Origin of the sequence: Pseudoclavibacter sp. RFBA6 (assembly GCF_002931575.1) — a bacterium.
In the GTDB taxonomy this organism is placed as follows: Bacteria; Actinomycetota; Actinomycetes; order Actinomycetales; family Microbacteriaceae; genus Pseudoclavibacter; species Pseudoclavibacter terrae.
Map to the genome: position 1 here is coordinate 26,048 of NZ_PSUA01000010.1, position 22,156 is coordinate 48,203.

At 70.5% G+C, this 22,156-nt stretch carries 26 protein-coding genes; 15 read left to right on the forward strand and 11 right to left on the reverse strand.

What is annotated here, in order from left to right:
* Positions 1-8 precede the first annotated feature (8 nt).
* Together C5C17_RS06385 and C5C17_RS06390 are read right to left on the reverse strand one after the other, a co-directional pair.
* Positions 9-680: a hypothetical protein gene (locus C5C17_RS06385; RefSeq protein WP_146079098.1), complete on the reverse strand. Its 672-nt coding sequence runs from the start codon at positions 678-680 to the stop codon at positions 9-11.
* Positions 677-2,143, reverse strand: coding sequence for an alanine--tRNA ligase-related protein (locus C5C17_RS06390; protein WP_104252556.1), 1,467 nt, complete (start codon positions 2,141-2,143; stop codon positions 677-679). Before C5C17_RS06390 ends, C5C17_RS06385 begins: the two co-directional genes overlap by 4 nt.
* 107 nt (positions 2,144-2,250) lie before the next feature.
* On the opposite strand from C5C17_RS06390, the gene C5C17_RS06395 reads away from it, so the two are divergent.
* Entirely contained in the window at positions 2,251-2,964 is a 714-nt protein-coding gene (locus C5C17_RS06395) for an RraA family protein (protein WP_258066023.1), read from the forward strand.
* A 12-nt stretch (positions 2,965-2,976) separates the two neighbouring features.
* Here C5C17_RS06395 and C5C17_RS06400 read toward each other — a convergent pair whose 3' ends face one another.
* The gene (locus tag C5C17_RS06400; protein ID WP_104252557.1) at positions 2,977-3,903 is read right to left on the reverse strand and encodes an SDR family NAD(P)-dependent oxidoreductase; all 927 of its coding nucleotides are present in this window, start codon (positions 3,901-3,903) and stop codon (positions 2,977-2,979) included.
* An 89-nt stretch (positions 3,904-3,992) separates the two neighbouring features.
* On the opposite strand from C5C17_RS06400, the gene C5C17_RS06405 reads away from it, so the two are divergent.
* The 4 genes from C5C17_RS06405 (at position 3,993) to C5C17_RS06420 (ending at position 8,956) form a co-directional block, all read left to right on the forward strand.
* Positions 3,993-4,400: a MarR family winged helix-turn-helix transcriptional regulator gene (locus tag C5C17_RS06405; protein WP_104252558.1), complete on the forward strand. Its 408-nt coding sequence runs from the start codon at positions 3,993-3,995 to the stop codon at positions 4,398-4,400.
* Entirely contained in the window at positions 4,384-5,283 is a 900-nt protein-coding gene (locus tag C5C17_RS06410; protein ID WP_219820478.1) for an oxygenase MpaB family protein, read from the forward strand. Before C5C17_RS06405 ends, C5C17_RS06410 begins: the two co-directional genes overlap by 17 nt.
* Before the next feature lie 113 nt (positions 5,284-5,396).
* The gene (locus C5C17_RS06415; protein ID WP_104252559.1) at positions 5,397-7,670 is read left to right on the forward strand and encodes a glycoside hydrolase domain-containing protein; all 2,274 of its coding nucleotides are present in this window, start codon (positions 5,397-5,399) and stop codon (positions 7,668-7,670) included.
* Positions 7,667-8,956, forward strand: coding sequence for a glycosyltransferase (locus tag C5C17_RS06420; RefSeq protein WP_104252560.1), 1,290 nt, complete (start codon positions 7,667-7,669; stop codon positions 8,954-8,956). The genes C5C17_RS06415 and C5C17_RS06420 overlap by 4 nt, the downstream gene beginning before the upstream one ends.
* 214 nt (positions 8,957-9,170) lie before the next feature.
* Here C5C17_RS06420 and C5C17_RS06425 read toward each other — a convergent pair whose 3' ends face one another.
* The 3 genes from C5C17_RS06425 to C5C17_RS06435 form a co-directional block, all read right to left on the reverse strand.
* Positions 9,171-9,656 (reverse strand): SRPBCC family protein, encoded by a 486-nt coding sequence (locus C5C17_RS06425; protein WP_104252561.1) that lies wholly within the window; start codon positions 9,654-9,656, stop codon positions 9,171-9,173.
* Positions 9,653-10,021 carry a helix-turn-helix transcriptional regulator gene (locus C5C17_RS06430; protein WP_104252562.1) on the reverse strand — a complete coding sequence of 123 codons (369 nt, stop codon included), beginning with the start codon at positions 10,019-10,021 and terminating at the stop codon, positions 9,653-9,655. Before C5C17_RS06430 ends, C5C17_RS06425 begins: the two co-directional genes overlap by 4 nt.
* A 106-nt stretch (positions 10,022-10,127) precedes the next feature.
* Positions 10,128-10,688 carry a TetR/AcrR family transcriptional regulator gene (locus C5C17_RS06435; RefSeq protein ID WP_104252563.1) on the reverse strand — a complete coding sequence of 187 codons (561 nt, stop codon included), beginning with the start codon at positions 10,686-10,688 and terminating at the stop codon, positions 10,128-10,130.
* 55 nt (positions 10,689-10,743) lie between these two features.
* Here C5C17_RS06435 and C5C17_RS06440 point away from each other — a divergent pair, with 55 nt between their 5' ends.
* The 4 genes from C5C17_RS06440 to moaA are packed head-to-tail and all read left to right on the forward strand — an operon-like array spanning position 10,744 to position 13,273.
* Complete coding sequence (locus tag C5C17_RS06440; protein ID WP_104252564.1) at positions 10,744-11,148, forward strand: DUF1304 domain-containing protein; 405 nt, start codon at positions 10,744-10,746, stop codon at positions 11,146-11,148.
* Positions 11,149-11,187: 39 nt separating this feature from the next.
* Positions 11,188-11,730, forward strand: a complete 543-nt coding sequence (locus C5C17_RS06445) for a molybdenum cofactor biosynthesis protein B (protein ID WP_104252565.1) — start codon at positions 11,188-11,190, stop codon at positions 11,728-11,730.
* On the forward strand, positions 11,727-12,149 hold the full coding sequence (locus C5C17_RS06450; protein WP_104252566.1) for a molybdenum cofactor biosynthesis protein MoaE: 423 nt from the start codon (positions 11,727-11,729) through the stop codon (positions 12,147-12,149). The genes C5C17_RS06445 and C5C17_RS06450 overlap by 4 nt, the downstream gene beginning before the upstream one ends.
* A complete protein-coding gene (gene moaA, locus C5C17_RS06455) occupies positions 12,146-13,273 on the forward strand; it encodes a GTP 3',8-cyclase MoaA (protein WP_104252567.1) in 1,128 nt (375 codons plus the stop codon). Before C5C17_RS06450 ends, moaA begins: the two co-directional genes overlap by 4 nt.
* A 51-nt stretch (positions 13,274-13,324) precedes the next feature.
* On the opposite strand, the gene C5C17_RS06460 is transcribed toward moaA, so the two are convergent.
* From C5C17_RS06460 to C5C17_RS06480, 5 genes are read right to left on the reverse strand one after another with little or no spacing between them, the layout of a single operon-like run.
* On the reverse strand, positions 13,325-13,573 hold the full coding sequence (locus tag C5C17_RS06460; RefSeq protein WP_104252568.1) for a MoaD/ThiS family protein: 249 nt from the start codon (positions 13,571-13,573) through the stop codon (positions 13,325-13,327).
* Complete coding sequence (locus C5C17_RS06465; RefSeq protein ID WP_104252569.1) at positions 13,570-14,559, reverse strand: NTP transferase domain-containing protein; 990 nt, start codon at positions 14,557-14,559, stop codon at positions 13,570-13,572. The genes C5C17_RS06460 and C5C17_RS06465 overlap by 4 nt, the downstream gene beginning before the upstream one ends.
* Positions 14,541-15,014: a cyclic pyranopterin monophosphate synthase MoaC gene (gene moaC, locus C5C17_RS06470; RefSeq protein WP_104252570.1), complete on the reverse strand. Its 474-nt coding sequence runs from the start codon at positions 15,012-15,014 to the stop codon at positions 14,541-14,543. The genes C5C17_RS06465 and moaC overlap by 19 nt, the downstream gene beginning before the upstream one ends.
* A 2-nt stretch (positions 15,015-15,016) precedes the next feature.
* A complete protein-coding gene (gene glp, locus C5C17_RS06475) occupies positions 15,017-16,276 on the reverse strand; it encodes a gephyrin-like molybdotransferase Glp (RefSeq protein WP_104252571.1) in 1,260 nt (419 codons plus the stop codon).
* Positions 16,273-17,544, reverse strand: a complete 1,272-nt coding sequence (locus tag C5C17_RS06480) for a ThiF family adenylyltransferase (RefSeq protein ID WP_104252572.1) — start codon at positions 17,542-17,544, stop codon at positions 16,273-16,275. The genes glp and C5C17_RS06480 overlap by 4 nt, the downstream gene beginning before the upstream one ends.
* Before the next feature lie 142 nt (positions 17,545-17,686).
* Here C5C17_RS06480 and fdhD point away from each other — a divergent pair, with 142 nt between their 5' ends.
* The 6 genes from fdhD (at position 17,687) to C5C17_RS06510 (ending at position 22,134) form a co-directional block, all read left to right on the forward strand.
* A complete protein-coding gene (gene fdhD, locus C5C17_RS06485) occupies positions 17,687-18,541 on the forward strand; it encodes a formate dehydrogenase accessory sulfurtransferase FdhD (RefSeq protein WP_104252573.1) in 855 nt (284 codons plus the stop codon).
* A gap of 4 nt (positions 18,542-18,545) precedes the next feature.
* A complete protein-coding gene (locus C5C17_RS06490) occupies positions 18,546-18,755 on the forward strand; it encodes a hypothetical protein (RefSeq protein WP_104252574.1) in 210 nt (69 codons plus the stop codon).
* A 65-nt stretch (positions 18,756-18,820) separates the two neighbouring features.
* Positions 18,821-19,234, forward strand: coding sequence for a molybdopterin-binding protein (locus C5C17_RS06495; RefSeq protein WP_104252575.1), 414 nt, complete (start codon positions 18,821-18,823; stop codon positions 19,232-19,234).
* Positions 19,227-20,063: a molybdate ABC transporter substrate-binding protein gene (modA, locus tag C5C17_RS06500; protein WP_258066025.1), complete on the forward strand. Its 837-nt coding sequence runs from the start codon at positions 19,227-19,229 to the stop codon at positions 20,061-20,063. The genes C5C17_RS06495 and modA overlap by 8 nt, the downstream gene beginning before the upstream one ends.
* 5 nt (positions 20,064-20,068) lie before the next feature.
* The gene (locus C5C17_RS06505) at positions 20,069-20,929 is read left to right on the forward strand and encodes an ABC transporter permease (protein WP_219820479.1); all 861 of its coding nucleotides are present in this window, start codon (positions 20,069-20,071) and stop codon (positions 20,927-20,929) included.
* Positions 20,926-22,134 carry an ABC transporter ATP-binding protein gene (locus C5C17_RS06510; protein ID WP_104252578.1) on the forward strand — a complete coding sequence of 403 codons (1,209 nt, stop codon included), beginning with the start codon at positions 20,926-20,928 and terminating at the stop codon, positions 22,132-22,134. Before C5C17_RS06505 ends, C5C17_RS06510 begins: the two co-directional genes overlap by 4 nt.
* Positions 22,135-22,156: the final 22 nt, after the last annotated feature.

Sequence of the window (22,156 nt, forward strand, 5' to 3'; positions counted from 1 at the left end):
CACGAGGATCAGGAGCGTTCGCGCTGCTTCGCGTCGCGACGCTCCTGGATCTTCGCCTCACGAGCGAGCTTCCGCAGCTCCTTCTCGAGGTCGTCGAAGCGCTCACCGCGCTCCGGGTCGTCCTCCGGCGAGGTCGGCAGCTGCATCCGCGGACTGCCCTTCGACCACGGGTCGAGCAGTTCATGTTCGATGTGCGCGGAGATCTCGGCCCACGCGTCGGCTCGCGCCTGCTCGATGAGGCCGTCCACGTACGCCTCGTCCTCGCGTTCCGACTCGATCCGCTCGCTCACCGCCTGAGACGCCCGCTCACGGAAGCTGAGCGTCTCGATGTCGGCGTGGCGGTAGTCGTGCGCGCTCAGCGAGCGACCAGGCCTCGCGCGGTCGCGCACACCGGCCACGCGCTCCGCCGAGTACCGAAGCTCCTTGAGAACCCGGTCGAGGGACGCGTTCGCGGCCTCGCGATAGTCGGCCGCGGCGAACGGCACCTTCTCGCCGACCGTGCGCTTGATGATGGCGTTCTTCACGTCGAGCCTGACGATGCGCAGCGCGAGCAGCAGCCCGTCGTCGATCGCCTCGGAGAGCTCCGGGAAGATGACGGGCGGCAGTCCGGCCTTCTTCTTCGGCTTCGTCTGCTGACTTGTCGAGGAGGTTCGAGACTTCCGGCGCCAGCGGAACATCATCCCTGGTCCTTAGGGGTCTGCGACTCCTGCTGAGCCTGTGCCTCCTGGTGCGGCAGGCCAGCGGTGCCCAGCTTCGTCGCGCCGCGTGAGCGAGCACGCTGCTCCTCGAGCGCTGCGAGGAACTCCGCCTCCCAGGCGGGGTCGACCTCGATGCCCTGGCGCTTCGCCTCCTCGACGCTCAGCTCGCGGGGGAACCCGTGGGTGTCGGAGAGCAGGAACACATCAGCACCGGTGAGGGTCGAGCCCTTGTAGGCGGCGAGCGCCTTGAGGCCGCCCTTGAGGGTGCGGCGGAACGAGCGCTCCTCCTTGACGAGGACCGCGACGACCTGGTCGCGGCGCTCGCGCACCTCCGGGTAGTCGTCGACGTAGAGGTCGGCGATCGTCGGTACGAGCTCGGCGAAGAAGTTCTCCGAGATGCCCAGGATGAGCGCCTCGCGGATCGCGCGGCGGACGAGGCGCCGCATGACGTAGCCCTGCTCCTTGTTCGAGGGCACGACACCGTCGACTGCGAGGAAGGTGGCGCCGCGGAGGTGGTCGGCGATGATGCGCATCGACAGCGTGTGCGCCTCGTAGCTCTCACCGCTCAGCTGCTCGATCTGCTCGACGATGGGGCGCAGGAGCGAGATGCGGAACACATCCGGGGAGTGGATGGCCGCCGCCGCGATGCGCTCGAGGCCGCCGCCGAAGTCGACGTTGCGTCGCTCCAGCTCGACGAACGATCCGTCCTCCTGTCGCCGGTACTGCATGAAGACCTGGTTGCCGATCTCCATGAACTGGCCGCTGTCGCTCGCGGGGTGCGCCGCACCGTAGGACGGGTCGTGGTGCTCGGGTCCGAAGTCGTAGAACACCTCGCTGTCTGGTCCGCAGGGGTCTCCGATGGGCGTCGCCTGCAGTGATCCGCCGCGCGACCACCAGTTCTCGCTGCCGTCGTAGAAGAAGATGCGCTCCCCGGGCTGCACGCCGCGTGCGTCACCGTCGGCCTGGCTGCCCATCTCGACGATGCCAGCTTCGATGCCGCGCTCCGAGAAGGCCTTCTGCCAGATGCTGGCCGCCTCGTCGTCGCGCGGGATGCCGGCGGCTTCGTCGCCGATGAAGGCCGTCACGTACAGGCGGTTCGGGTCGAGGCCCACCGTGTCGACGAGGAACGAGAGGAAAGCAGGGATCTGCTCTGCCTTGAAGTAATCGCCGAGACTCCAGTTGCCGAGCATCTCGAAGAAGGTCGTGTGGCGGTTGTCGCCCACGTCGTCGATGTCCTGCGCGCGGACGCACGGCTGGCTGTCCGCAAGGCGGGTGCCGTCCGGGTGGTCCTCGCCGAGGAGGTAGGGGAGGAGGGCCTGCATGCCGCTTCCCGTGAAGAGCGTCGAGCCGTCTCCGCGGGGGATGAGCGGGGCTCGGTCGATCCTGACGTGCCCGAGTCGCTCCTGGTAGTCGAGGTAGGCATTGCGAATCTCGTGCGCGTCCATGTGCAGAGTGTTTCACACCTGCGCATGCCGTATCGTGACCTCGCCGAACGTGGGGGCGTTCAGGCACTCGGAGACGAGTGCTCGAGTGAGGTTCAGGGGAGTCGTCTGTGCAGGAGATCGCGCAATTGTGGACCGACGCGACGGGGCTTTCGACGGCGCACATCGCCGACGGATGCGTCCGAGCCGGGGTCGAGGTGCGTTGCGGCCCGGCGGGGCTGACGGCCGTTTCCGGTCGGGTGACGAGAGTGGCTGGTCGGTGCCTGCCCGTGCGTCATTTCGGCAGCGTCGACGTGTTCCTCGAGGTCATCGAGCGGGCGCATCCCGGGGACGTGCTCATCGTCGACAACCAGGGACGCTCTGACGAGAGCTGCGTGGGCGATCTTGTCGTCCTCGAGGCCAAGGCGGCTGGCCTCGCCGGCATCGCCATCTGGGGGCTCCACCGGGACACCCGCGACATTCGCGGCATCCGTCTCCCGGTCTTCAGCCTCGGCGCGTTGCCTGCTGGGCCCCGACGGCTGGACGAGCGGCGACGCAACACGTTCGCGTCGGCCGAGTTCGGCGAGCACACCATCCGCACGCGCGACACCGTCTTCGGTGACGAGGACGGTCTGCTCTTCGTGCCGGAGGATCGTGCCAACGAGGTGCTCATGCACGCCCTGCAGATCCGCGACGTCGAGCGCGCGCAGGCATCGCGCATCCGCCTCGGCGCGAGCCTCCGGGATCAGGTGCGCTTCTCCGCCTACGTGCAGGCCCGCCGCGCCGAGCCCGCGCTCACGCTGCGCGAGCACCTGAGCCGGGTCGGGGGCGCGGTCGAGGTGTGACGCGGCCGCGCCTCAGCTGACCGTCTCGCTCAGGCGAAACGTCGCGGAGGTCGACGCCTCGCTGAGGTGCCAGAGGCGCGCCGCTCGCTCCCGGTCGCGCTGCGTCGCCGGCTTGTCGAGCTTCACAGGGGTGCCGCGCAGGGTGCGTGCCGGGCCGAGGTAGTCGCCGCCGGCGACGGCGTCGCTCGTGAGCGCGTGCACGGCAATGGCCGCCGCACGGTGCTTGCCATGGGCGAACGGGCCGGCGAGGCGGGATGCGAAGCGCTGCCATGCGGTTGGCTCGCTGACGCCTGTGCGTGCCGGCGTCGCGCCGTTGACGGGGATGCCCGGGTCGACGACGAGCGCTTCCGCGGGTGCCTCGGCGGCCTGCAGTCGTCGGTCGAGTTCGAACGTGAACATCTCGAGAGCGTGCTTCGACGCGGCGTAGGCCCGCTTCGGCTCGTACAGGTGGGTGCTCTGCCAGTCTTCGAGATCGAAGGGGTAGATGCGCGTCGCGAGGCTGCCGACCGCGACGACGCGGCTCTTCTCCGCGGTCTCCCCGCCGAGGGTGGGCTTCGTGGCCACGAGCGCGTCCATGAGCTGCGCGGTCAGGTCGAAGTGCCCGAGGTGGTTCGTCGACATCGTGAGCTCACGACCCTCGGAGTCCTGCTCGCGGTGTGCGCCGGGCGAGACGTGCGCGGCGTTCAGCAGCACGCCGTCGAGGCGCTCGCGGGCGCTCAGGGAGGCGGCCGCGCTGGCGATGGACTCGCTCGAGGTCAGGTCGAGGAGGATGCGGCTCGTGCTCGCATCCGGCACCTGTTCGGTGATGGAGATGAGGGCTCTGTTCAGCTTCTCGACACTGCGCCCCAGCAGGACGACGTGGTGGCCGCGGCGGGCGAGCTCTTCCGCGGCGAAGTAGCCCACACCCTGCGTGGCACCGGTGATGGCGAAGGTCTTCATCGTCACACTCCTTCAAGCCTCGAACGTTTCGAGACTCAGAGTACAACGCTTCGATTGCTGAAATATTTCCGTGGCGTAAGGTACTGAATATGGATTCGCTGGAACGGGCGATGCGTGCCGTCTACGAAACCGCGCAGAGCACCAATGTGGCTGCTGAGCGGGAGCTCGAAGCGCTCGGATTGACCTTCGCGACCGCGCAGGCGCTCTGGGCGATCGATCCCGACCGTGAGCCGCCCGCCATGAAAGAGCTCGCGACGAAGCTGCACTGCAACGCGTCGAACCTCACCTTCGTCTCGGATCGGCTCGTCGACCGCGGCCTGGTCGAGCGGCGTGAGAGCGAGCACGACCGGCGCTCGCGCGTGGTCACGCTGACGGCCGAGGGCAAGCGCGTACGCAAGCTCGCGATCGCGGCGCTCAAGCGCGCCTCGCCACTCGCTGGCTGCTCGAGCACCGAACTGAAGGCGATCGCGAAGAGCTTGAGTGCGCACGGCCTCTGACACCGGGGCTCGAGCAGCGGAGGGTGCGGTCCCCTCTGTGCGATGGACGGCGGCGTCCGTCGACGACCTCGTCTGCATCGAGCTCCCGCGCAGTTCGCGTCTGCTGGCCCTGACCATGGGGGCGGCGAACGTCATCATGCAGCTCTCCAACCCTGCGGTGGGGCAGGGCGTCGCGCACAGCCGGGTGCGCGGCGGTCGGCTCGACGTGCATCCGATCAAGCGCACCAGGACAACGCTGAGCTACCTCGCGGTGGCCGTGCTCGGCACGCCGGTTGAACGCCGCGCGTACCGCAGGGCGGTCACGCGCCAGCACGCGCAGGTCCGGTCCGACCGCGACCCTCGCGCGACCGAGGAGTACTCGGCGCTCTGGGTCGACCTGCAGAAGTGGGTGGCCGCGTGCCTGTTCGTCGGCTCGCGCGACGTGCTCGACCTCGTCGAAGGGCCGCAGCCGACCGCGACCGCGGAGCGCTTCCTCCTCGAGGGGCGGGTGTTCGGCACGACCCTGCAGATGCCGCCGAGTGCCTGGCCCGGCAACCTCGTCGCGTTCGACGCGTACTGGAACGCGGAGATCGCGAAGCTCCGCGTCGACGACGAGGTGCGCACCTACCTGCTCGACGTCGCACGGCTCGGGTTCGCGGCCGGGGTGCTGCCGGAGCGGATGCGGGCCTGGCATCAGCGGCTCACCATCGGCTTCCTGCCGCCCGAGTTCCGCCGCGCGCTGCGGGTGCGGTGGACTGCCTCGGACGAGGCGTGGTTCGTGCGCCAGCGCGCGCGGCTCGTGCGCATCGAGCGAGCGCTGCCGCTCGCCGCGTCCAGCCTCGTCTACCGGCTCCTCCTCGCTGACGTGCGCCGGCGCATCCGACGCGGCCGGCCGCTCGTCTGACCAGTCTCGGATCCGTCAGGCGTCGCCTCGGCCCAGGGCGTGCACAGTCTCCCGACGCGCGAACGTAACCTGGCGTCCACACGCCCGTAGCAGGGCCCCTTCAGGCTCACAGCATGACCACCCGAGTAGACCCGTTCATCGGCACAGAGCCCACCGCGCTGCCGCCGCAGACGGGCCTCGCCGCGACCTGGTGGTGGCCGAAGCCGCAGATCGGCAACACGCACCCCGGTGCCACCTATCCGCTCGGCATGGTGTCGGCCTGCGCCTACTCCGGCGCGTACCCCACGGGCTACGGCCGCTACGACCTCAGCCTCGAGGGTGTGCCCGAGACCATCTACGACCGGTCGCTCGCCTCCGGCTTCACCCACTTCCAGCAGTCGGGCACCGGCGCGATCCGCAAGTACTACAACTACTTCCGCGTCACGCCGATGACCGAGCCGCTCGACGTGCTCGGCCGCACCTGGTCGCTCGACGACGAGGACGCCTCGCCCGGCTACTACGCTGCGACGCTCGGCAACGGGATCCGCGCCGAGATCACCGTCGGCCCCAAGAGCGCGGTGCACCGGTACACGTTCCCCAAGCACGCGAGCGCGCGAGTCGTGATCGACTTCTCCCTGGGCGGCCTCGCCATTCCCTACGGAGCCACGGTGCCGCTGCGGGCCCACCTCGAGACGGTCAGGCCGGGCGTCGCGACGGGCGAGATCGTGGCCGAAGGCGCTCCGCTCGCCGTGCACATCGAGTGCGACACGCCTCAGTGGCGACAGCTGCTCTGGCACGACCGTCGCCTCATGCCGGGCGGCACTCGTCTCGACTTCGACCACATCCGCCCCACCACGCTGCGCCCCTTCGGCCTCATGTGGGCGGGTCCCAGCGAGGAAGGGCAGGTCGTCGAGGTGCGCATCGGCTTCTCGCTCCGCGGCGTCGAGCAGGCCCAGCAGAACCTCAGAGACGACTGCGGTGACGGGGAGGCCAGGTTCGCCGACCGGCTCGCCGAGACCGAACGCGACTGGCAGAGCCTGCTCGACGACATCGACGTCGACAGTGCCTCCACCGAGCGCGAGACGGTCTTCTCGACCGCCCTCTACCACTCCTTCGTGAAACCATCGTTCGCGCTCAACGAGAGCCCCTTCTGGCCAAGCGACGGGCCCTTCGTCTTCGACCTCTCCACGATGTGGGACATCTACCGCACCCAGCTGCCCCTGCTCACCGCGCTGCGCCCCGATAAAGCCGTCGAACTCGCCAACGCGCTCCTCACCATCTGCGAAGAGGAAGGCAACTTCCCCATCGGCTACCGCATGGCCAAGGGCAGCGACCGCTTCTCCCGACAGGGCAGTGCACTCGCGCACACCTTCCTCGCCGACCTCTGCCAGCTCGGACTGCCCGGCATCGACTGGGACTGGGCGCTCGTGCACATGGCCGACGACCTGCGGCGCACCTACGGCGAGGAGTTCCTGCTGCGCGGCGTGGCCCACCCCATCACCCACACGCTCGACCTCGCATTCGGCTACTGGTGCACGGCCCGCGTCGCCGCCCGCGTCGGCGACCTGCAGCTCGTGCAGCAGCTCGAGAGGCGCGCAGGGCAGTGGAAGGGGGCGTTCGACCCCGAGACGGGCCTGCTCGTCGACTCGAACTTCTACGAGGGCTCCAAACACAACTACTCGTTCCGCATCCTCCACGACATGGCGGGGCGGATGCAGCTGAGCGGCGGGCCGGAGGGCTTCGTGGCCCAGCTCGACGAGTTCTTCGGCTACGGCGCGACGCCCGTGAAGCAGCCGGGCCGCTCGCCTGGCATCGAGGAGCTCGCCGCCGGCTACGCACTCGGCCGCTTCGAGGGCCTCAACAACGAGCCGGACATGGAGGCCCCCTGGGCCTACCACTACGCGGGGCGACCGGATCGCACCGCCGAGATCGTGCACGCCGTCATCACCCAGCAGTACGCGACCGGGCGGGGCGGCCTGCCCGGCAACGACGACTCCGGCGGCCTCAGCTCCTGGTACGTCTGGGCCTCGCTCGGGCTGTTCCCCGTCGCAGGCCAGGCGAGCTTCCTCGTCAACGCCCCAGCCTTCGCCGAGTCGTCGCTCGCGGTCTACGGCGAACGCTTCCGCATCACCACGACCGGCTTCCGCGAGCCCACCCACGGCGGTCCCGTGCAGTACGTGCAGAGCGCCCACCTCGACGGGCGCCCGCTCGCTCGCAGCTGGCTCTCCCCGAGCGAGCTCATGGCCGCGCAGGAGCTGCACCTCGAGCTCGGACCCGAGCCGAGCGACTGGGGAACCCGCGAACAGGACCTCCCCACCTCGTTCCCAGCCCCAGCCTCCACCCCACCCACACCACCACCCACCGCCGACGGCCTGCCGTCGACACCAACCCCGGGAGGACCCTCATGAACAAGATCCAGAACCGCCTCGTGATCGTCGTCCGCGCCGATCCGGTCATCTGCGGACACTCAGTCGAAGCCCGCAACCTCGCGGAAGCCGCACGCCTGCGCGGCTTCGACGAAGTCCGCATCGTCACGTGGCCCATCGAGCGCCTCCGAACGGCAGGGCTGCCGCTCAAGCCGCTCGAGACCGTCATGCCATACAGCGACGGCATCTTCGTCGACCGCCCAGCACCCGTCGGCGACTACAAGGTGCCAGACGGCCGCTACCTCGCCGGCCTCGTCGGGCGCCTCGTCGAGCTCTTCACCGACGGCGTCCCGACCGTGTGCATGTCGCTGTACCTCAGCCCGCACACCCTCGCCGTGGCCGAGGCGCTCACCGTCGCACGCTCGACGGGCCTCCCCGTCAACGTGACCACCATCGCGGAGGCCGTCGGCTCCGACGTCACCAACGTCGTCAAGCACGCCGTCGAGGAGGGCCGCCTCGGGGCCGCCGCCCACATCCTCTCCGCGTACCTGTCGCAGGACGTCTGCGTCGCCGTCTCCGAGTACACCCGCGCCCTCATCGTGGGGGAGGCTGCGAAGGTGGACGCGCAGCACGGCACCCGCTATGCGCCCCAGTGCGAAGACCGCATCGAGATCTCCTACCCGGCCATCGACTCGAGCGCCTACGTCGGCCTCGCGGACGCCGACATCACCGCCGCCGTCGAGGCGCGAGGGCTCACGCGCGACGGGTACGTCATGTTCCTGTCCCGGCTCACCGAAGCGAAGGGCGTCGAGGACCTCATCGCGGGCTTCGAGCAGTCCCGAGTCGCCGACGACCCCGAGATCCAGCTCGTCATCGCCGGACGCGGGCCGCAGGCCGAGGAGCTCAAGGCCATCGGGGCGGCCTCGCCGCTCGCGCACCGCATCCACTTCCTCGAAGACGTGGGCGACGCGGAGAAGCCGTTCCTCATGGCAGGCTGCGCCGCGTTCGTGCTGCCCACGAAGCCCCGCCCCGAGTTCATCGAGACCTTCGGCATCGCGCTCGCGGAGAAGATGCTCGCCGGCGGCGGCCCGGTCATCACGACCGTCACGGGAGGCGTGGGTGAGGCAGTCGGCGACCATGCCCTCATCGTGCCCGTCAACAGTCCGTCGTCGATCGCCGAGGCTCTCAACACGGCCGTGCTCGAGACGAGCGCCGCCGAGCGTCGACTGCTCGCCGTCCAGGCGAGGGACTACGCACTGCAGTTCGACCGGCTGGCCGTCTTCGACAAGCTCTTCGACCGGCTGCCGCGGGCGGCGCTCGCGGCCTGAGCCGACGGGCCGGGGCGCGCTCGTCCGCGTGTCCGCCGACGTGACCTGTCCAACTTCAGTGCGATTTCGGTCATCCCGGCGCTCCTGGGGGCGATCCGAGCGGATATCGCACTGAAGTTGGACAGGCTCATGGGTGCATGCCTCATGCTGTGCCGCCTGCACGGCTCGGCCGGCGGCATGCGCGCGGCGCGGCGGGCGGGATGTGCGCGTCGCGCTACGCGGCGAGGAGCGCGTCGAGTTTCTCGTAGCCGTCGCGCACGCCGTGCTCCATGCCGCTCGCCACCAGGCCGTCACGCATCTGGAAGGACTCGAGCAGGCTCGTGCTCGTGACCCTCGTGCGGCCGCCCTCGAGTGCCTCGAAGGTGATGGTCTCGAGCAGGACGCCGTCCGGGATCATCTCGAAGGTCTGCGTCTGCACGATGCGCTCGTTCTCGCGGATCTCGTGGAACGAGCCGAAGAACCTCGCGATCTCCTCACCGCCCTGCAGGTTCACCCAGCGGTAGGCGCCTCCCGTGACGGCGTTCCAATGGTCGATGTTGGTGGAGACGTCGTGCGGGCCCACCCACTTCGTGAAGAGGTCGGGATCGACGAACGCGAAGAAGACCCGCTCAGGGGTGGCGTCGAACTCGCGGATGACGGTGATGTTCGGGAGGTCCTCGCCGACGGTGACGACGGTGTCCTTGGCTGAGGTGGTGCTCATGAGTGTGTTCCTTTCTCGGGTGCTGCTGCTGTGGGTGGGGTCTGGTCAGTCTGGGATTCGAGGAGCGCGTCGAGTCGGCGGAACCTGGCCTCGGCGGTCGCCTGGTAGCGCTCTATCCACTTGGTCATGAGGCTGAGGACCTCCGCTTCCAGGTGGCGGGGAGCGCGGACCGCGTCGCTCGTGCGGGAGACCAGTCCCGAATCCTCGAGAACGCGGAGGTGCTTCGAGATGGCCTGCACGGAGATGTCGTAGGGGGCGGCGAGCTCGCCGACCGTCGCGTCGCCGTCAGCGAGCCTGGCGACGAGGTCTCGTCGAGTCGGGTCGGCGAGTGCGGCGAAGACGGGGGAGAGAGCGTCGTGGTCCATGGCTCCTCGGGGTGTTTTGTCAACCAGGTGGTTGATGAAGCTAGTCTGTGACCGGGTCGCGCTCTTGTCAACCACTGCGTTGATGACTTCCAGGGAGGTTGCAGGATCAGGTGCGGACGGCGGCGCGGGCGGCCTGGAGCGCATCCGTCGCCGCGCGGGTGTCGACGCGCGCGATCGTGAGTGCACCGACGACCGCCGCCGTCACCAGGGTCCCCGTCTCGCGGGGGTGGCCGAGCGCGGCGGTGCCGCGGAGGATCGCCCGCTCGAGAGTCGCTCGGTAGTCGGTGATGGTGTCGCGAACTGCGGGGTCCTGTCCCAGGGAGCTCGCGGCGGTGGCGAGCAGCAGGCAGCCGCGCACGTCGTCTCGTTGGCCCTGTGCGGCGACGGCTGCCGAGAGTCGTGCGAGGTAGTCATCGAGGGCGGACGCGGAGACGGGCTCGGCGAGCAGTGGTGCGAGCAAGGGATGCACGACGTCGTCGAGGTAGCTCTGCACGGCTGCGTCGAAGAGTCCTCGCTTGCTGCCGAAGGTGTTGTAGATGCTCGACCGACTCAAGCCGGTTGCGGCCTCGATGTCGCTCGTGGATGCCGAGTCGTAGCCTTGGCGCCAGAAGAGCGTGCGCGCGCCTCGAGCCGCGTCATCCTGCTCGAAGTTCTTGGTGCGTGCCATCTGGCCCCCGATACTGTAACGTTCGTTTCAGAATACACCGATCTAGGAGCTCCTCGTGCTTGTCGCCGCCCTCGTCTTCGCCGCTCTCGCGGCCCTCGTGCACGTCTACATCTTCATCCTCGAATCCCTCCGGTGGACCGCCGAATCGACTCGGAGAACGTTCGGCATCCCGTCGCTCGAGGTCGCAGAGACCACGAAGTCGCTGGCTTTCAACCAGGGCTTCTACAACCTGTTCCTCGCGATCATGGCCGGCGTGGGGGTCGTGCTCACGGTCGCAGGTCACCCAGCGATAGGGGCAACGCTGATCTTCGCCGGCGCCGGGTCCATGCTGCTCGCCGCCCTGGTGCTCGTCACGAGCGACCGCACGAAGCTGCGCGCGGGCAGCATCCAGGGGAGCTTCCCCCTCCTCGCCGTGGTGCTCCTCGGCATCGCCGCAGCGACCGGCGCGCTCGCGGCCTGAGCAGGGCTTCCCCGCGAGCCGAGCAGGTACGCTCGACCCATGCAGGAAGCGTCCCTCGAGCGGCAAGCATCGAACGAAGAGCAGCAGGCGACGATCGCCGTCATCACGGTCTCCGATCGCTCGGCTCGGGGCGAGCGCGAGGACCTCTCCGGTCCCGCGGCGGTCGACGCACTCGCGAGGCACGGCTACACCTCCGTCGCTCGCTCGGTCGTCCCGGACGGTGCGACCGTCGTGCGCGATGCCATCGCGCACGCAGCGGATGCTGGCGCGCAGCTCATCGTCACGCTCGGTGGCACCGGGCTCTCGCCGCGCGACGAGACGCCGGAGGCCACCTGGCCGCTGATCACGCGTGAGCTGCCCGGCATCGCCGAAGCACTCAGGGCCACAGCCCGCGACCGGGTTCCGACCGCGGTCCTCTCGCGGGGCCTCGCCGGCATCATCGACCGACCTGGCCGTGGAGCGCCGAGCCTCGTCGTGAACCTCGCGGGCTCACCCGGCGCGGCCCGCGACGGCGTGGCACTGCTGGCGCCCCTCATCCCGCACATCCTCGACCAGCTGCGTGGCGGAGACCACCCTTCGTGACTGGCACCACCATCGCCCGCGTGACCACCGACGAGCTCCAACTCGCCGCGCATCTCGCCGCCGTGGAGGACCCCCGAGCGGGCGCCGTCGTGACGTTCGTCGGGCAGATCCGAGACCACGACCCGGAGGCGGCCGGCCGCGTCGTCTCGCTCGACTACACCGCGCATCCAGACGCCGAGCGGGTGCTCGAGGGGCTCGTCGCCCGCCACGCGCGAGACGGCGTGCGGGTGGCCGTGAGCCACCGGATCGGGCACCTCGAGGTCGGCGATATCGCCCTCATCGCCTGCGTCTCCAGTGCCCACCGCGGCGAGGCCTACGACGTGAGCCGCGCCCTCGTCGAGGACGTGAAGTCCGAGGTGCCGATCTGGAAGCAGCAGCACGAGGCCGACGGTGCAGCATCCTGGGTCGGGCTGCCATGAGCGCAGTGCCCGTCACGATCTCGCGCAGGCCACGGCTCGTGGAGCCGCAGCTCGCAGCTGCGCCAGGCGCGCCGCTCGTCGACACGCACGGGCGCGTGCACCGCGACCTCCGCCTCTCGCTGACCGACAAGTGCTCCCTGCGCTGCACGTACTGCATGCCGGCGGAGGGCAACGAGTTCCTCGAGAAGGACAGCATCCTCACGACCGACCAGATCGTGCGCATCGCCCAGCTCGCCGCCGCATCCGGCATCACGACGTTCCGGCTGACCGGCGGTGAGCCGCTCCTTCGGCGCGACGCCGCCGACATCGTGCGCCGCATCTCCGCGATCGAGGGGCCGAACGGCCGAGTGCAGGTGGCCATGACCACCAACGGGATCCTCCTGCCGCGGATGCTGCCGCAGCTCATCGATGCGGGGCTCGACCGTCTCAACGTCTCCATCGACACCCTCCGACGAGACCGCTTCGCGTCCCTCACCCGGCGGGACAAGCTCGACGAGGTGCTCGCCGGCATCCGCGCCGCGCAGGCGTCGTCGCTGCGTCCGCTCAAGCTCAACGCCGTCGCCATGCGCGGCGTGAACGATGACGAGATCGTGGAACTCGTGGAGTTCGCCATGGAGCACGACGCGCAGATGCGCTTCATCGAGCAGATGCCGCTCGACGCCGGCCACACCTGGGATCGCGTGCAGATGGTGACCAGGGAGGAGATCCTCGAGGCCCTTGGCGCGAGATTCGAGCTCGCCCCGGTTCCCGAACGCGGTGGCGCGCCTGCCGAACGGTGGACCATCGACGGCGGCCCGCACACGGTGGGCGTCATCGCCTCCGTCACGGCGCCGTTCTGCGGGAACTGCGACCGCCTGCGGCTCACGGCTGACGGGCAGCTCCGCAACTGCCTGTTCTCGACGAGCGAGTACGACCTCATGCCGATCCTCCGCGCGGACCCGAGCTTCGCGCTCGACGCCGACGATGCCGCGCGAGCACGCCACGCGGCGGGGAACTGGACCGACTCGGAACTGGCGGTCGACGCGATGCTGCGTTCGTGCATCCACAACAAGCTGCCCGGGCACGCCATCAACGACCCCAGCTTCCTGCAGCCTGCCCGCGGCATGAACGCGATCGGCGGCTAGGGGGGCGCTGCGCAGTCGGCCGTTCGCGCCGCGCCTGGCGGTCGGCAGCGATCAGCCGCCAGCGAAGGGCGGGAGCACGTCGACGGATGCTCCGGGCGCGATGGTCGCGCCGGCGTCGGAGGTTCGCACACCATCCACGAGGAACGAGCAGCGGGCGAGGACTTCGGCGATGTGGGGGTCAGTCGACGGGTTGAGCGCCGTCAACAGCGCACCGATCGAGTCGACCTCGATCGCGAACTCGCTGCCTCCCACCGCCTCGGCGGCACCGGCGAAGACGCGCACTCGCGACGCCGCGCTCATGCCTGGTGCTCCCAGGCGAGGGCCCGTTCGGTGACGAGCTCGGCGAGGCGAGCGAACACCTCGGGGGAGTCTGCGGTCGAGCTCTGGCGCCCCAGCGCGAGCCCGAGTGCGAAGGTCGTGAGTGGCGCCGCGGGCCGAGCGACGTTGTGGGCGACGTCCCTGGCGACGTCGAGCACGGCGGCGACGTCGAGGTCGTCGTCGAGTTCGAGCAGGCGCTTGGCTTCTGCGAGCCACTCGTCGAGCGCCTCAGGGGGCAGGTGCTTGGGCTTTTCGGTCATCGCTGATGGTTCCTTCCTCGTTGTCGGCTGGTCTGTCGGCTGGATTGGGGAGGAGGAGGCGGCCAGCACGCGTGCCGTCTCCAGCTGCTCGGGGGTGTCGATGTCGGCGGTGGCACCGGTCTCGTCGAGCACTCGCGCGAGCTCGAGGTGCTCGAGGACCCTGCGGAGGGGGAGACCGTGCACGCCGGGTCCCTGGATGCTCTCGAGTGCATGCTTCACCGCCTCGGCACGGTAGAGCCCAGCGAGCCACTGCACGCGCCCACCGGCGTCGACGATCACGGCGCCGTCCGGGCCGGGGGTGTCGTCCGCCTCGCGCAGCCCGGCCGGCGGCGACTCGAGGTGCCCGACCAGCAGCGCGACGAGCTCGGCTGCGCGGGGGAGATCGCAGGCGAGCAGGAGGAGGCGCGGCGACTCGACGCTCGGGAGAGCCGTCGCCAGCCCAGCCGCCGGTCCGCCGAACGGGTGCTCCTCGCGCACGACCACGGCAGGTGAAGCAACGACGACCGGACCGACGACGATGATCCGCCTCGCCCCGGCATCCCTCGCGGCGACGACGGCGATGTCGACGAGGCGGCGGCCGCCGATCTCGAGTTCGCCCTTGCTCACGCCTCCCAGGCGCGAACCGCGGCCACCGGCCAGGATGACGGCGTCGAACGTGACCGACGCCGTGGGCGCGCCGGGTGACTGCCCTACTGCTCGCGCTTCCACGGCCCGGACTTCCCGCCGGTCTTCGCGATGAGCTTGATGTCGCCGATGGTCACCGACTTGTCGATGCCCTTCACCATGTCGACCAGCGCGAGCGCCGCAACCGAGACGGCGGTGAAGGCCTCCATCTCGACACCCGTGCGATCGGCCGTGCGCACGGTCGCCGTGATGAGCACGCCGTCGTCGCGCAGCTCGAGGTCGACCGCCGCGCCGTTCACGCCGATGATGTGGGCGAGCGGGAGGAGCTCGGCGCACTTCTTCGCACCCTGGATGCCGGCGATGCGCGCCACCGCGAACGCGTCACCCTTCGGCACGGCGTCGCTCGTGAGCGCCTCCAGCACCTGCTCGCTGCAGAAGACCATGCCGGACGCCGTCGCGGCGCGCACGGTCGGCTGCTTCTCGGTGACGTCGACCATGCGTGCGTGGCCGGCTGCGTCGAGGTGCGTGAAGTTCGTCATGCTCAGAGTCTTGCACCGACGTCCAACATCAGCTGGACGACGTGCACCAGGTCGCCCTCCTGCACGCGCTCGACGCTCGCATCGACGATGGCGTAGCCGTTCGCATCGGCGAGGCTGCCCACGAGGTGCGAGCCGGACCCCCGGGCGGCTGCCGGGGAGACCAGGACTCCCGCATCGGTGAGGCGGATGCGTGCGGGCAGGTACTGGCGGCGTCCCGGCGGGGTGCGCCATCCGGTCTCGGCTCGCGCGCTCAGCCGCGGATCCTCGACAAGGCATGCGCCTTGCAGCGCGCGCAGGCACGGCCGCACGAACACGAGGAACGAGACCCAGGCGCTCACGGGGTTGCCGGGGAGGCCGAACACGAGGGGGCCGGGCTCACCCGCGCTGACCCACGGTTCGCCGAGGCGGCCGAAGCCCTGCGGCTTGCCCGGCTGCATGGCGACCTTCTCGAAGCTCACCTGGCCGCTGGGGGAGAGAAGCTCCTTGACGGGGTCGTAGGCGCCCATGCTGACACCGCCGGTGAGCACGATGACGTCGCACCGGCCGGCGAGCCGCCGAAGCGCCGCGTCGAGGTCGGCGATGTCGTCGGAGACCCGGATGACATCGACGAGCTCCGCCCCGTGCTCGATGGCGAGCGAGGAGATGAGCAGCGAGTTGGAATCAGGGATCTGGCCGCGGTCGAGCGGCTCGCCAGGGGCGACGAGCTCGCTGCCCGTTGCGATGACGGCGACTCGAGGGCGTCGAGCCACGGCGATGCTGCCGTAGCCGGCGGATGCCAGCGCGGAGAGCACCTCGGCCCCGGCGCGTGACCCGCCCGAGACGAGCGCATCACCCGGCTGGCGGTCTTCCCCAGCCGAGCGGATGTGCATGCCGGGCGCCGCGGGGGCGGTGACGCTCACTCGCCGCTCGCCTCCGTCCGTCGCCTCGACGGGCACGATCGCGTCGGCGTCCGCCGGGACGGGTGCACCGGTCATGATGCGTGCGGCCTGCCCCGGCGAGAGGGCTGGGTCCGCCGACGCGCCGGCGGGCAGATCAGCGACGACCTCGAGGGTGACGGGGGTGCCCGCGCTCGCGGTGGCCACGTCGGCGGAGCGCACCGCGTAGCCGTCCATGGCGGAGTTCGTCCACGGCGGCAGCGCGTGCCTCGAGGCGACGGTCTCGGCGATGACGCGCCCGTGGGCTGCCGCGAGCGGAACGGTCTCGCTGGACAGGGGCCGCGTCTCTGCGAGCACGCGAGCCAGCTGGATCTCGACCTCGATCATGCGAGCGTCCCGGCCTGGGGCGCGTCGGCGTCCGGGAGGCCGGCGGGGGCCCGCAGCAAGCGGAGCGCGGACGGCTGGACGACGCGCACCTCGTAGCCGTGCGGGGCGAGCAGCAGCGCGGCACGTCGTGCCCGCGTCGCCGAGACGCAGTAGAGGTTGAGCGGTGTGGCGACCTCGGCCTCATCTTCGTGCAGAAGGTGGCGCAGGCGAGCGGTCAGCGCCTCTGGCTCTCGCTCGAGGTGGATCAGTTCGCTGATCGGCAGGGAATGGGCGCCGGGGATCGCGTCGATCGCGTACTCATCCGGCTCTCGCACGTCGATGAACAGTCCACGCGCATCACGACTCGGGTCGAAGTCGAGCGGGGCGCCGGGATGCACCGGCCCGCTCGGCGCCGTGTGGGTCGAGGTTGCGGTCGAGGTTGCGGGCATCGTCACCCCCGTCGCCGCGACAGCCGGAGACGGTGCGGGGACCGGGGTCGGGGAGGGGCCCGGGGCTGGCGAGGCCGCGCGCAGCGGCAGCTCGGAGACGCGCATCGTGAGCGCCTCGATCACGACGAGCCTGCCGAGCAGCGCCTCGCCGATGCCGGTGACGAGCTTGATCGCCTCGACCGCCATCATCGAGCCGACGATGCCGCAGAGTGCGCCGAGCACGCCGGCCTCCGCGCAGGACGGCACGGACCCGGCCGGCGGCGGCTCCGGGAAGACGTCGCGCAGCGTGACGCCGTCGGCGGGGGCGGGCGGCGCCGACCAGAACACGCTGAGCTGCGCGTCGAAGCGCAACACGGACCCCCACACGAGGGGGAGGCCGAGGTGGTCGCAGGCGTCGGCGACGGCGTAGCGGGTCGCAAAGTTGTCCGCCCCGTCGAGCACGAGGTCGTAGCCGCCCAGGATGCGCGTCGCGTTGGACTCGTCGAGCCGCTCGTCGTGCTCGATGACCGTCACGTCGGGCGAGAGCTCGCGGAGGCTGCGCGCCGCGCTCGCGGTCTTGCGCGCGCCGACGTCGCCGATGCCGTGGATGACCTGCCGGTGGAGGTTGCTCGGCTCGACCGCATCCGCGTCGATGATGCCGATCGTGCCGACCCCAGCGGCGGCCAGGTACTGCAGGGCGGGAGCCCCGAGGCCGCCGGCGCCCAGTACGGCGATCCGGCTCGCGGCGAGGCGCCGCTGCCCGATCTCGCCGAGTTCCGGGAGGCGGCGCTGGCGCGCCGTGCGGGCGAGCTCATCACCACCGAGTTCAGGGGATGGTTCGACAAGCGGGGCGAGGCGCATGGCGTCACCCTACCGCCGCATCCCGCGATGCTCTCCTGTCCAGGGCTGAGTTGTGGTTGTCATCTGAGTGACGTGACGACCACAAGTCCGCCGCGGGGCGACCAGTCGGGCGGGAGGGCCATGGGGCGGTTAGCATTGGCGCGTGGGTCGGATCACAGTGCGGCGAAGCGTCACGCGGCTGAGTCTCGGGAAGCCCCCGAGCCGGAAGGCCGACTTCCTCGCGGCCGAAGAGCCCCTCGAGATCCGCGTCGGAGGCCAGCAGCTCGCGATCACGATGCGCACGCCTGGCAACGACTTCGAGCTCGCGGCGGGGTTCCTGGTCTCCGAAGGAGTCATCGCGCGAGGCGAGCAGTTCCAGTCTGCGATGTACTGCGCTGGCGCCGACGGGACAGTGGACGGGCTCAACACCTACAACGTGCTCGACGTGCGCCTCGCGGCGGGGACGCCGCAGCCGGACCCCGACCTGGCACGCAACTTCTATACGACCAGCTCGTGCGGCCTCTGCGGCAAGGCGAGCATCGACGCCGTCGAGCTGACCTCCAGCTACGAGGTGGCGAGCGACCCGGTGACGCTCGATGCGGGGCTGCTCGTGACGTTCCCCGACAAGCTCCGCGAGCAGCAGGCGGTGTTCGAGAAGACGGGCGGCCTGCACGCGGCCGCGCTCTTCGACGCCGCGACCGGCAAGCTGCTCGTCCTGCGTGAGGACGTCGGACGCCACAACGCCGTCGACAAGGTCGTCGGCTGGGCCGTGCAGAACGACCGGCTCCCGTTGACGGGCACCGTGCTGCAGGTCTCCGGGCGCTCCAGCTTCGAGCTCGTGCAGAAGGCGAAGATGGCGGGTATCCCGATCCTCGCCGCCGTCTCCGCGCCGTCATCGCTCGCCGCGGAGCTCGCGGAGGCGAGCGGCATGACCCTCATCGGCTTCCTCCGCGGGGAGTCGATGGTCATCTACTCGCGGCCGGACCGCATCCTGAGCGACCACCACGACGGCGGATGAGCGCGTGACGTTCGATGCCTGGGGGAGCTTCTTCGTCGCCACGGTCGGGGCGGGTGCCGCATTGGCGGGCCTCATCATGGTCCCGATGTCCGTCAACGTCGCCACAATCATCAAGATCACGACCATGCCCTCGAGGGCCGGAGCGACGATCGCGTCGCTCCTGCTCATCGAGCCAGGCTCACGCCGCGAACTCGGTCTCACCGACCGTTCCTGACCGCAGCTGCGGGCGGAAAGCCAGCCTGGTGGGCGCACCTGCGGGTCGCCATGAGAAGATGCGGCATGACACAACAGCGATACCGAGTGAGCGAGGCGGCCTCGCTCCTCGGAGTCAGCGACGACACCGTGCGCCGATGGGGTGCAGGCGGTCGCCTCGACCTCCAGGACGATGCCGGTGCGAAGACGGTCTCCGGAGCGCAGCTCGCGTCCCTCGCGACGGAACTCGCTGACAGCAACCGCCGAGCCGACCTCGCGGACCTGCCGCCCGCATCCGCCCGCAACCGGATGCGGGGTATCGTCACGAGGCTGACGCTCGACACGGTCATGGCCCAGGTCGACGTTCAGGCGGGCCCCTTCAGACTCGTCTCACTGGTCTCCCGTGAGGCTGTGGACGAGCTCGGCATCGAAGTCGGGAGCGTCGTCGTCGCGAGCGTGAAGGCCACCAACGTCGGAATCGAAGGAGTGCCGAGTGTCTGAGACGCGGAGACGGGGACTGGTGCGCGTGCTCGCGGCCTCCGCCGGTGTCCTCCTGCTGGCGGCGCTCGCGGGCTGTGCGCCCAGCGCATCGCCGACTGGACCTTCGAGCGGCGCCTCCACGGCCCCGTCTCCCACCGAGACAGGCCCGACCGGCACGGTCACGGTCTACGCGGCCGCGTCGCTGACCGAGACGTTCACGCAGCTGGCGAAGGAGTTCGAAGTCGAGCACCCGGGTGTCAGCGTGACCCTGAACTTCGGCGGCAGTCCCACGCTGGCCGAGCAGATCGTGACGGGCGGCGCCCCCGTCGACGTCTTCGCCTCGGCGAGCGACACGACGATGAAGACGGTGGTGGATGCGGGACTCGTCGAGTGGACGCCCGCCACGTTCACCCGCAACGCGCTGGTGATCGTGACGCCGGAGGGGAACCCGGCCGGCATCACCGGCTTGGAGGACTTCGCCGACCCCAAGCTCAAGATCGCGCTCTGCGACGAGGAGGTCCCGTGCGGCGCCGCCGCGGCGAAGATCTTCGAGCAGACCGACATCGTGCCGAAGCCGGACACTCTCGAGAGCGACGTCAAGGCAGTGCTCACGAAGGTGAGTCTCGGGGAGGTCGACGCAGGCCTCGTCTACGCGACCGACGCGAAGTCGGCGGCGCTGGAGGTCGACCCGATCTCATTCCCTGAAGCGCTGGACGCGGTCAACAACTACGGCATCGTCCCGCTGAAGGCGGCGCCGAATCCTGAGGCGGCGGCCGCGTTCACCGAGTTCATCCTGACGGCCCGCGGAGTCGAGGTCTTCGAGGAAGCCGGCTTCCTCAGCCTCACATGACCGGGATGAGCCGCCGCCCGCCTGCGGCGCTGACGCCGTTCGCGATCGTGGCTCTGGCGCTGCTCGCGCTGCCCATCCTGGCCCTCGTCCTCCGCGTGCCGTGGGCTGAGTTCCCGGAGATCGTCGCTCAGCCGGTCGTCGGCCAGGCCCTGTGGCTCTCGCTCTCCTGCGCGGCCGCGGCCACCGGCGTGTGCCTGGTGATCGGGGTGCCGCTCGCGTGGTGGCTAGCCTCGCTCGCGCAGGTCCCCGGCCAGCGGCTCTACCGTGCAGTCAGGGTGCTCGTGCTCGTGCCCCTCGTGCTTCCGCCCGTCGTGGGCGGCCTGGCGCTGCTGCTGCTCTTCGGCCGCGCGGGGGTCCTCGGCGCGCCCATCGCGCAGCTCACGGGCTTCAGCCTGCCGTTCACGAGCGCCGCGGTCGTCGTCGCGCAGACGTTCGTCGCCCTGCCGTTCCTCGTCATCGCCGTGGAGGGCGCGCTGCTCGGGTCGGATCGCCGCGTCGAGGAAGCCGCGGCGACGCTCGGGGCAACTCGCTGGTTCACGTTCTCCCGGGTCACCCTGCCCATGGTGGGGCCCGCGATCGGAGCCGGGGCTGTGCTCGCGTTCGCCCGCGCCCTCGGCGAGTTCGGTGCGACCATCACCCTCGCGGGGAGCCTGCCCGGGGTCACTCGGACGATGCCCATCTCGACCTACCTCGCCATGCAGTCCGACCCGGATGCGGCGATCGCACTCGCCCTGCTGCTCCTGCTGGTCTCGATCGGCGTCCTCCTCGCGCTCCGAGGACGCTGGGTGTCCGGCGTCACGGGCGCCGCCGCGGCGCCGGACGCGGGGGCCTCCTCGAGGCGCCTCGTGCCGGAGCGCGCCCGATGAGCGCCGGACTGTCGATCGACGCGAGCGTCGTGGTCGGCGACTTCCGCGCCGAGTACGACCTGCAGGTGCAGGCGGGGGAGGTGCTCGCCGTCCTCGGCCCGAACGGGGCGGGCAAGTCGACGCTGCTTCGCGCCGTCGCAGGGCTCGTGCCACTCACGCGGGGGCGCCTGCGGCTCGGCGGTCGCCTCGCCGAGGAAGCTCCAGGCGGGGCGCGGCTCAGCGTCAGGGAGCGCGCCCTGGGCGTCGTCTTCCAGGACTACCTTCTCTTCCGTCATCTCACAGCGCTCGACAACGTCGGCTTCGGTCTCCGCGCGCGCGGCGCCACCCGAATGGAGGCCAGGGCGGCCGCCTCGGAGTGGCTGGCACGCCTGGGCATCGGTGACCTGTCGGCTCGACGCCCCGAAGAGCTCTCCGGGGGGCAAGCGCAGAAGGTGGCGCTCGCGAGGGCGCTCGCCACATCGCCCGATGTCCTCCTCCTCGACGAGCCGTTGTCTGCGCTCGACGTCGAGTCGCGCTCGGAGGTGCGGGCCGAGCTGCGGAGCGTGCTCGCGGGCTTCGAGGGGGCAGCGCTCGTCGTGACCCACGACCCCGCGGATGCGGCGGCGCTCGCCGACCGGATCGCGATCGTCGAGGGCGGCGTCGTCACGCAGCTCGGCACGCCAGAAGTGCTCGCGGCGGGGCCGGCCACCGCCTACGTCGCCGCGCTGGTCGGCCGCACCGGATTCGACGTGGTGCTCGGTGCAACCGGCACCGTTGTGCACGAGGGGCTCGGTGAGATCCAGGGCACCTTCGTGGCGCGAGCCGAGCGCGCGGGAGCCACCGCAGCAGGGGACGCCATGGGAGCGGGTGGCGGGAATGATCCGCATGCGACGGCAGGGCGGATGTTCGCGAGCATCCGCTCGGAGCTGGTCGAGGTGCTGATCCCCGAGGCCCCGGGCCCGGGCGGGGCGGACACAGCTGCTGCTGAGACCGGCGTCAATACCTGGCCCGCCACGATCCAGCGACTCGAGCGCGGCCTCGGCTCCACAACCGCTACACTGCTCCTCGGCGACGCACGAGCACCCGTCCGCCTCACGGCGAGGCTGCCACTCGACACCGCCCTCGGAAGAGCAGGGGGACTGCGCATTCCAGGGGGACCGCACGAAGGTCAGTCGGTGCTCGTCTGCCTTCCACCGTCACACGTCGCGTTCGTCGCGACGCGCTGAGCGACTCGCCGGGGAATGCTTC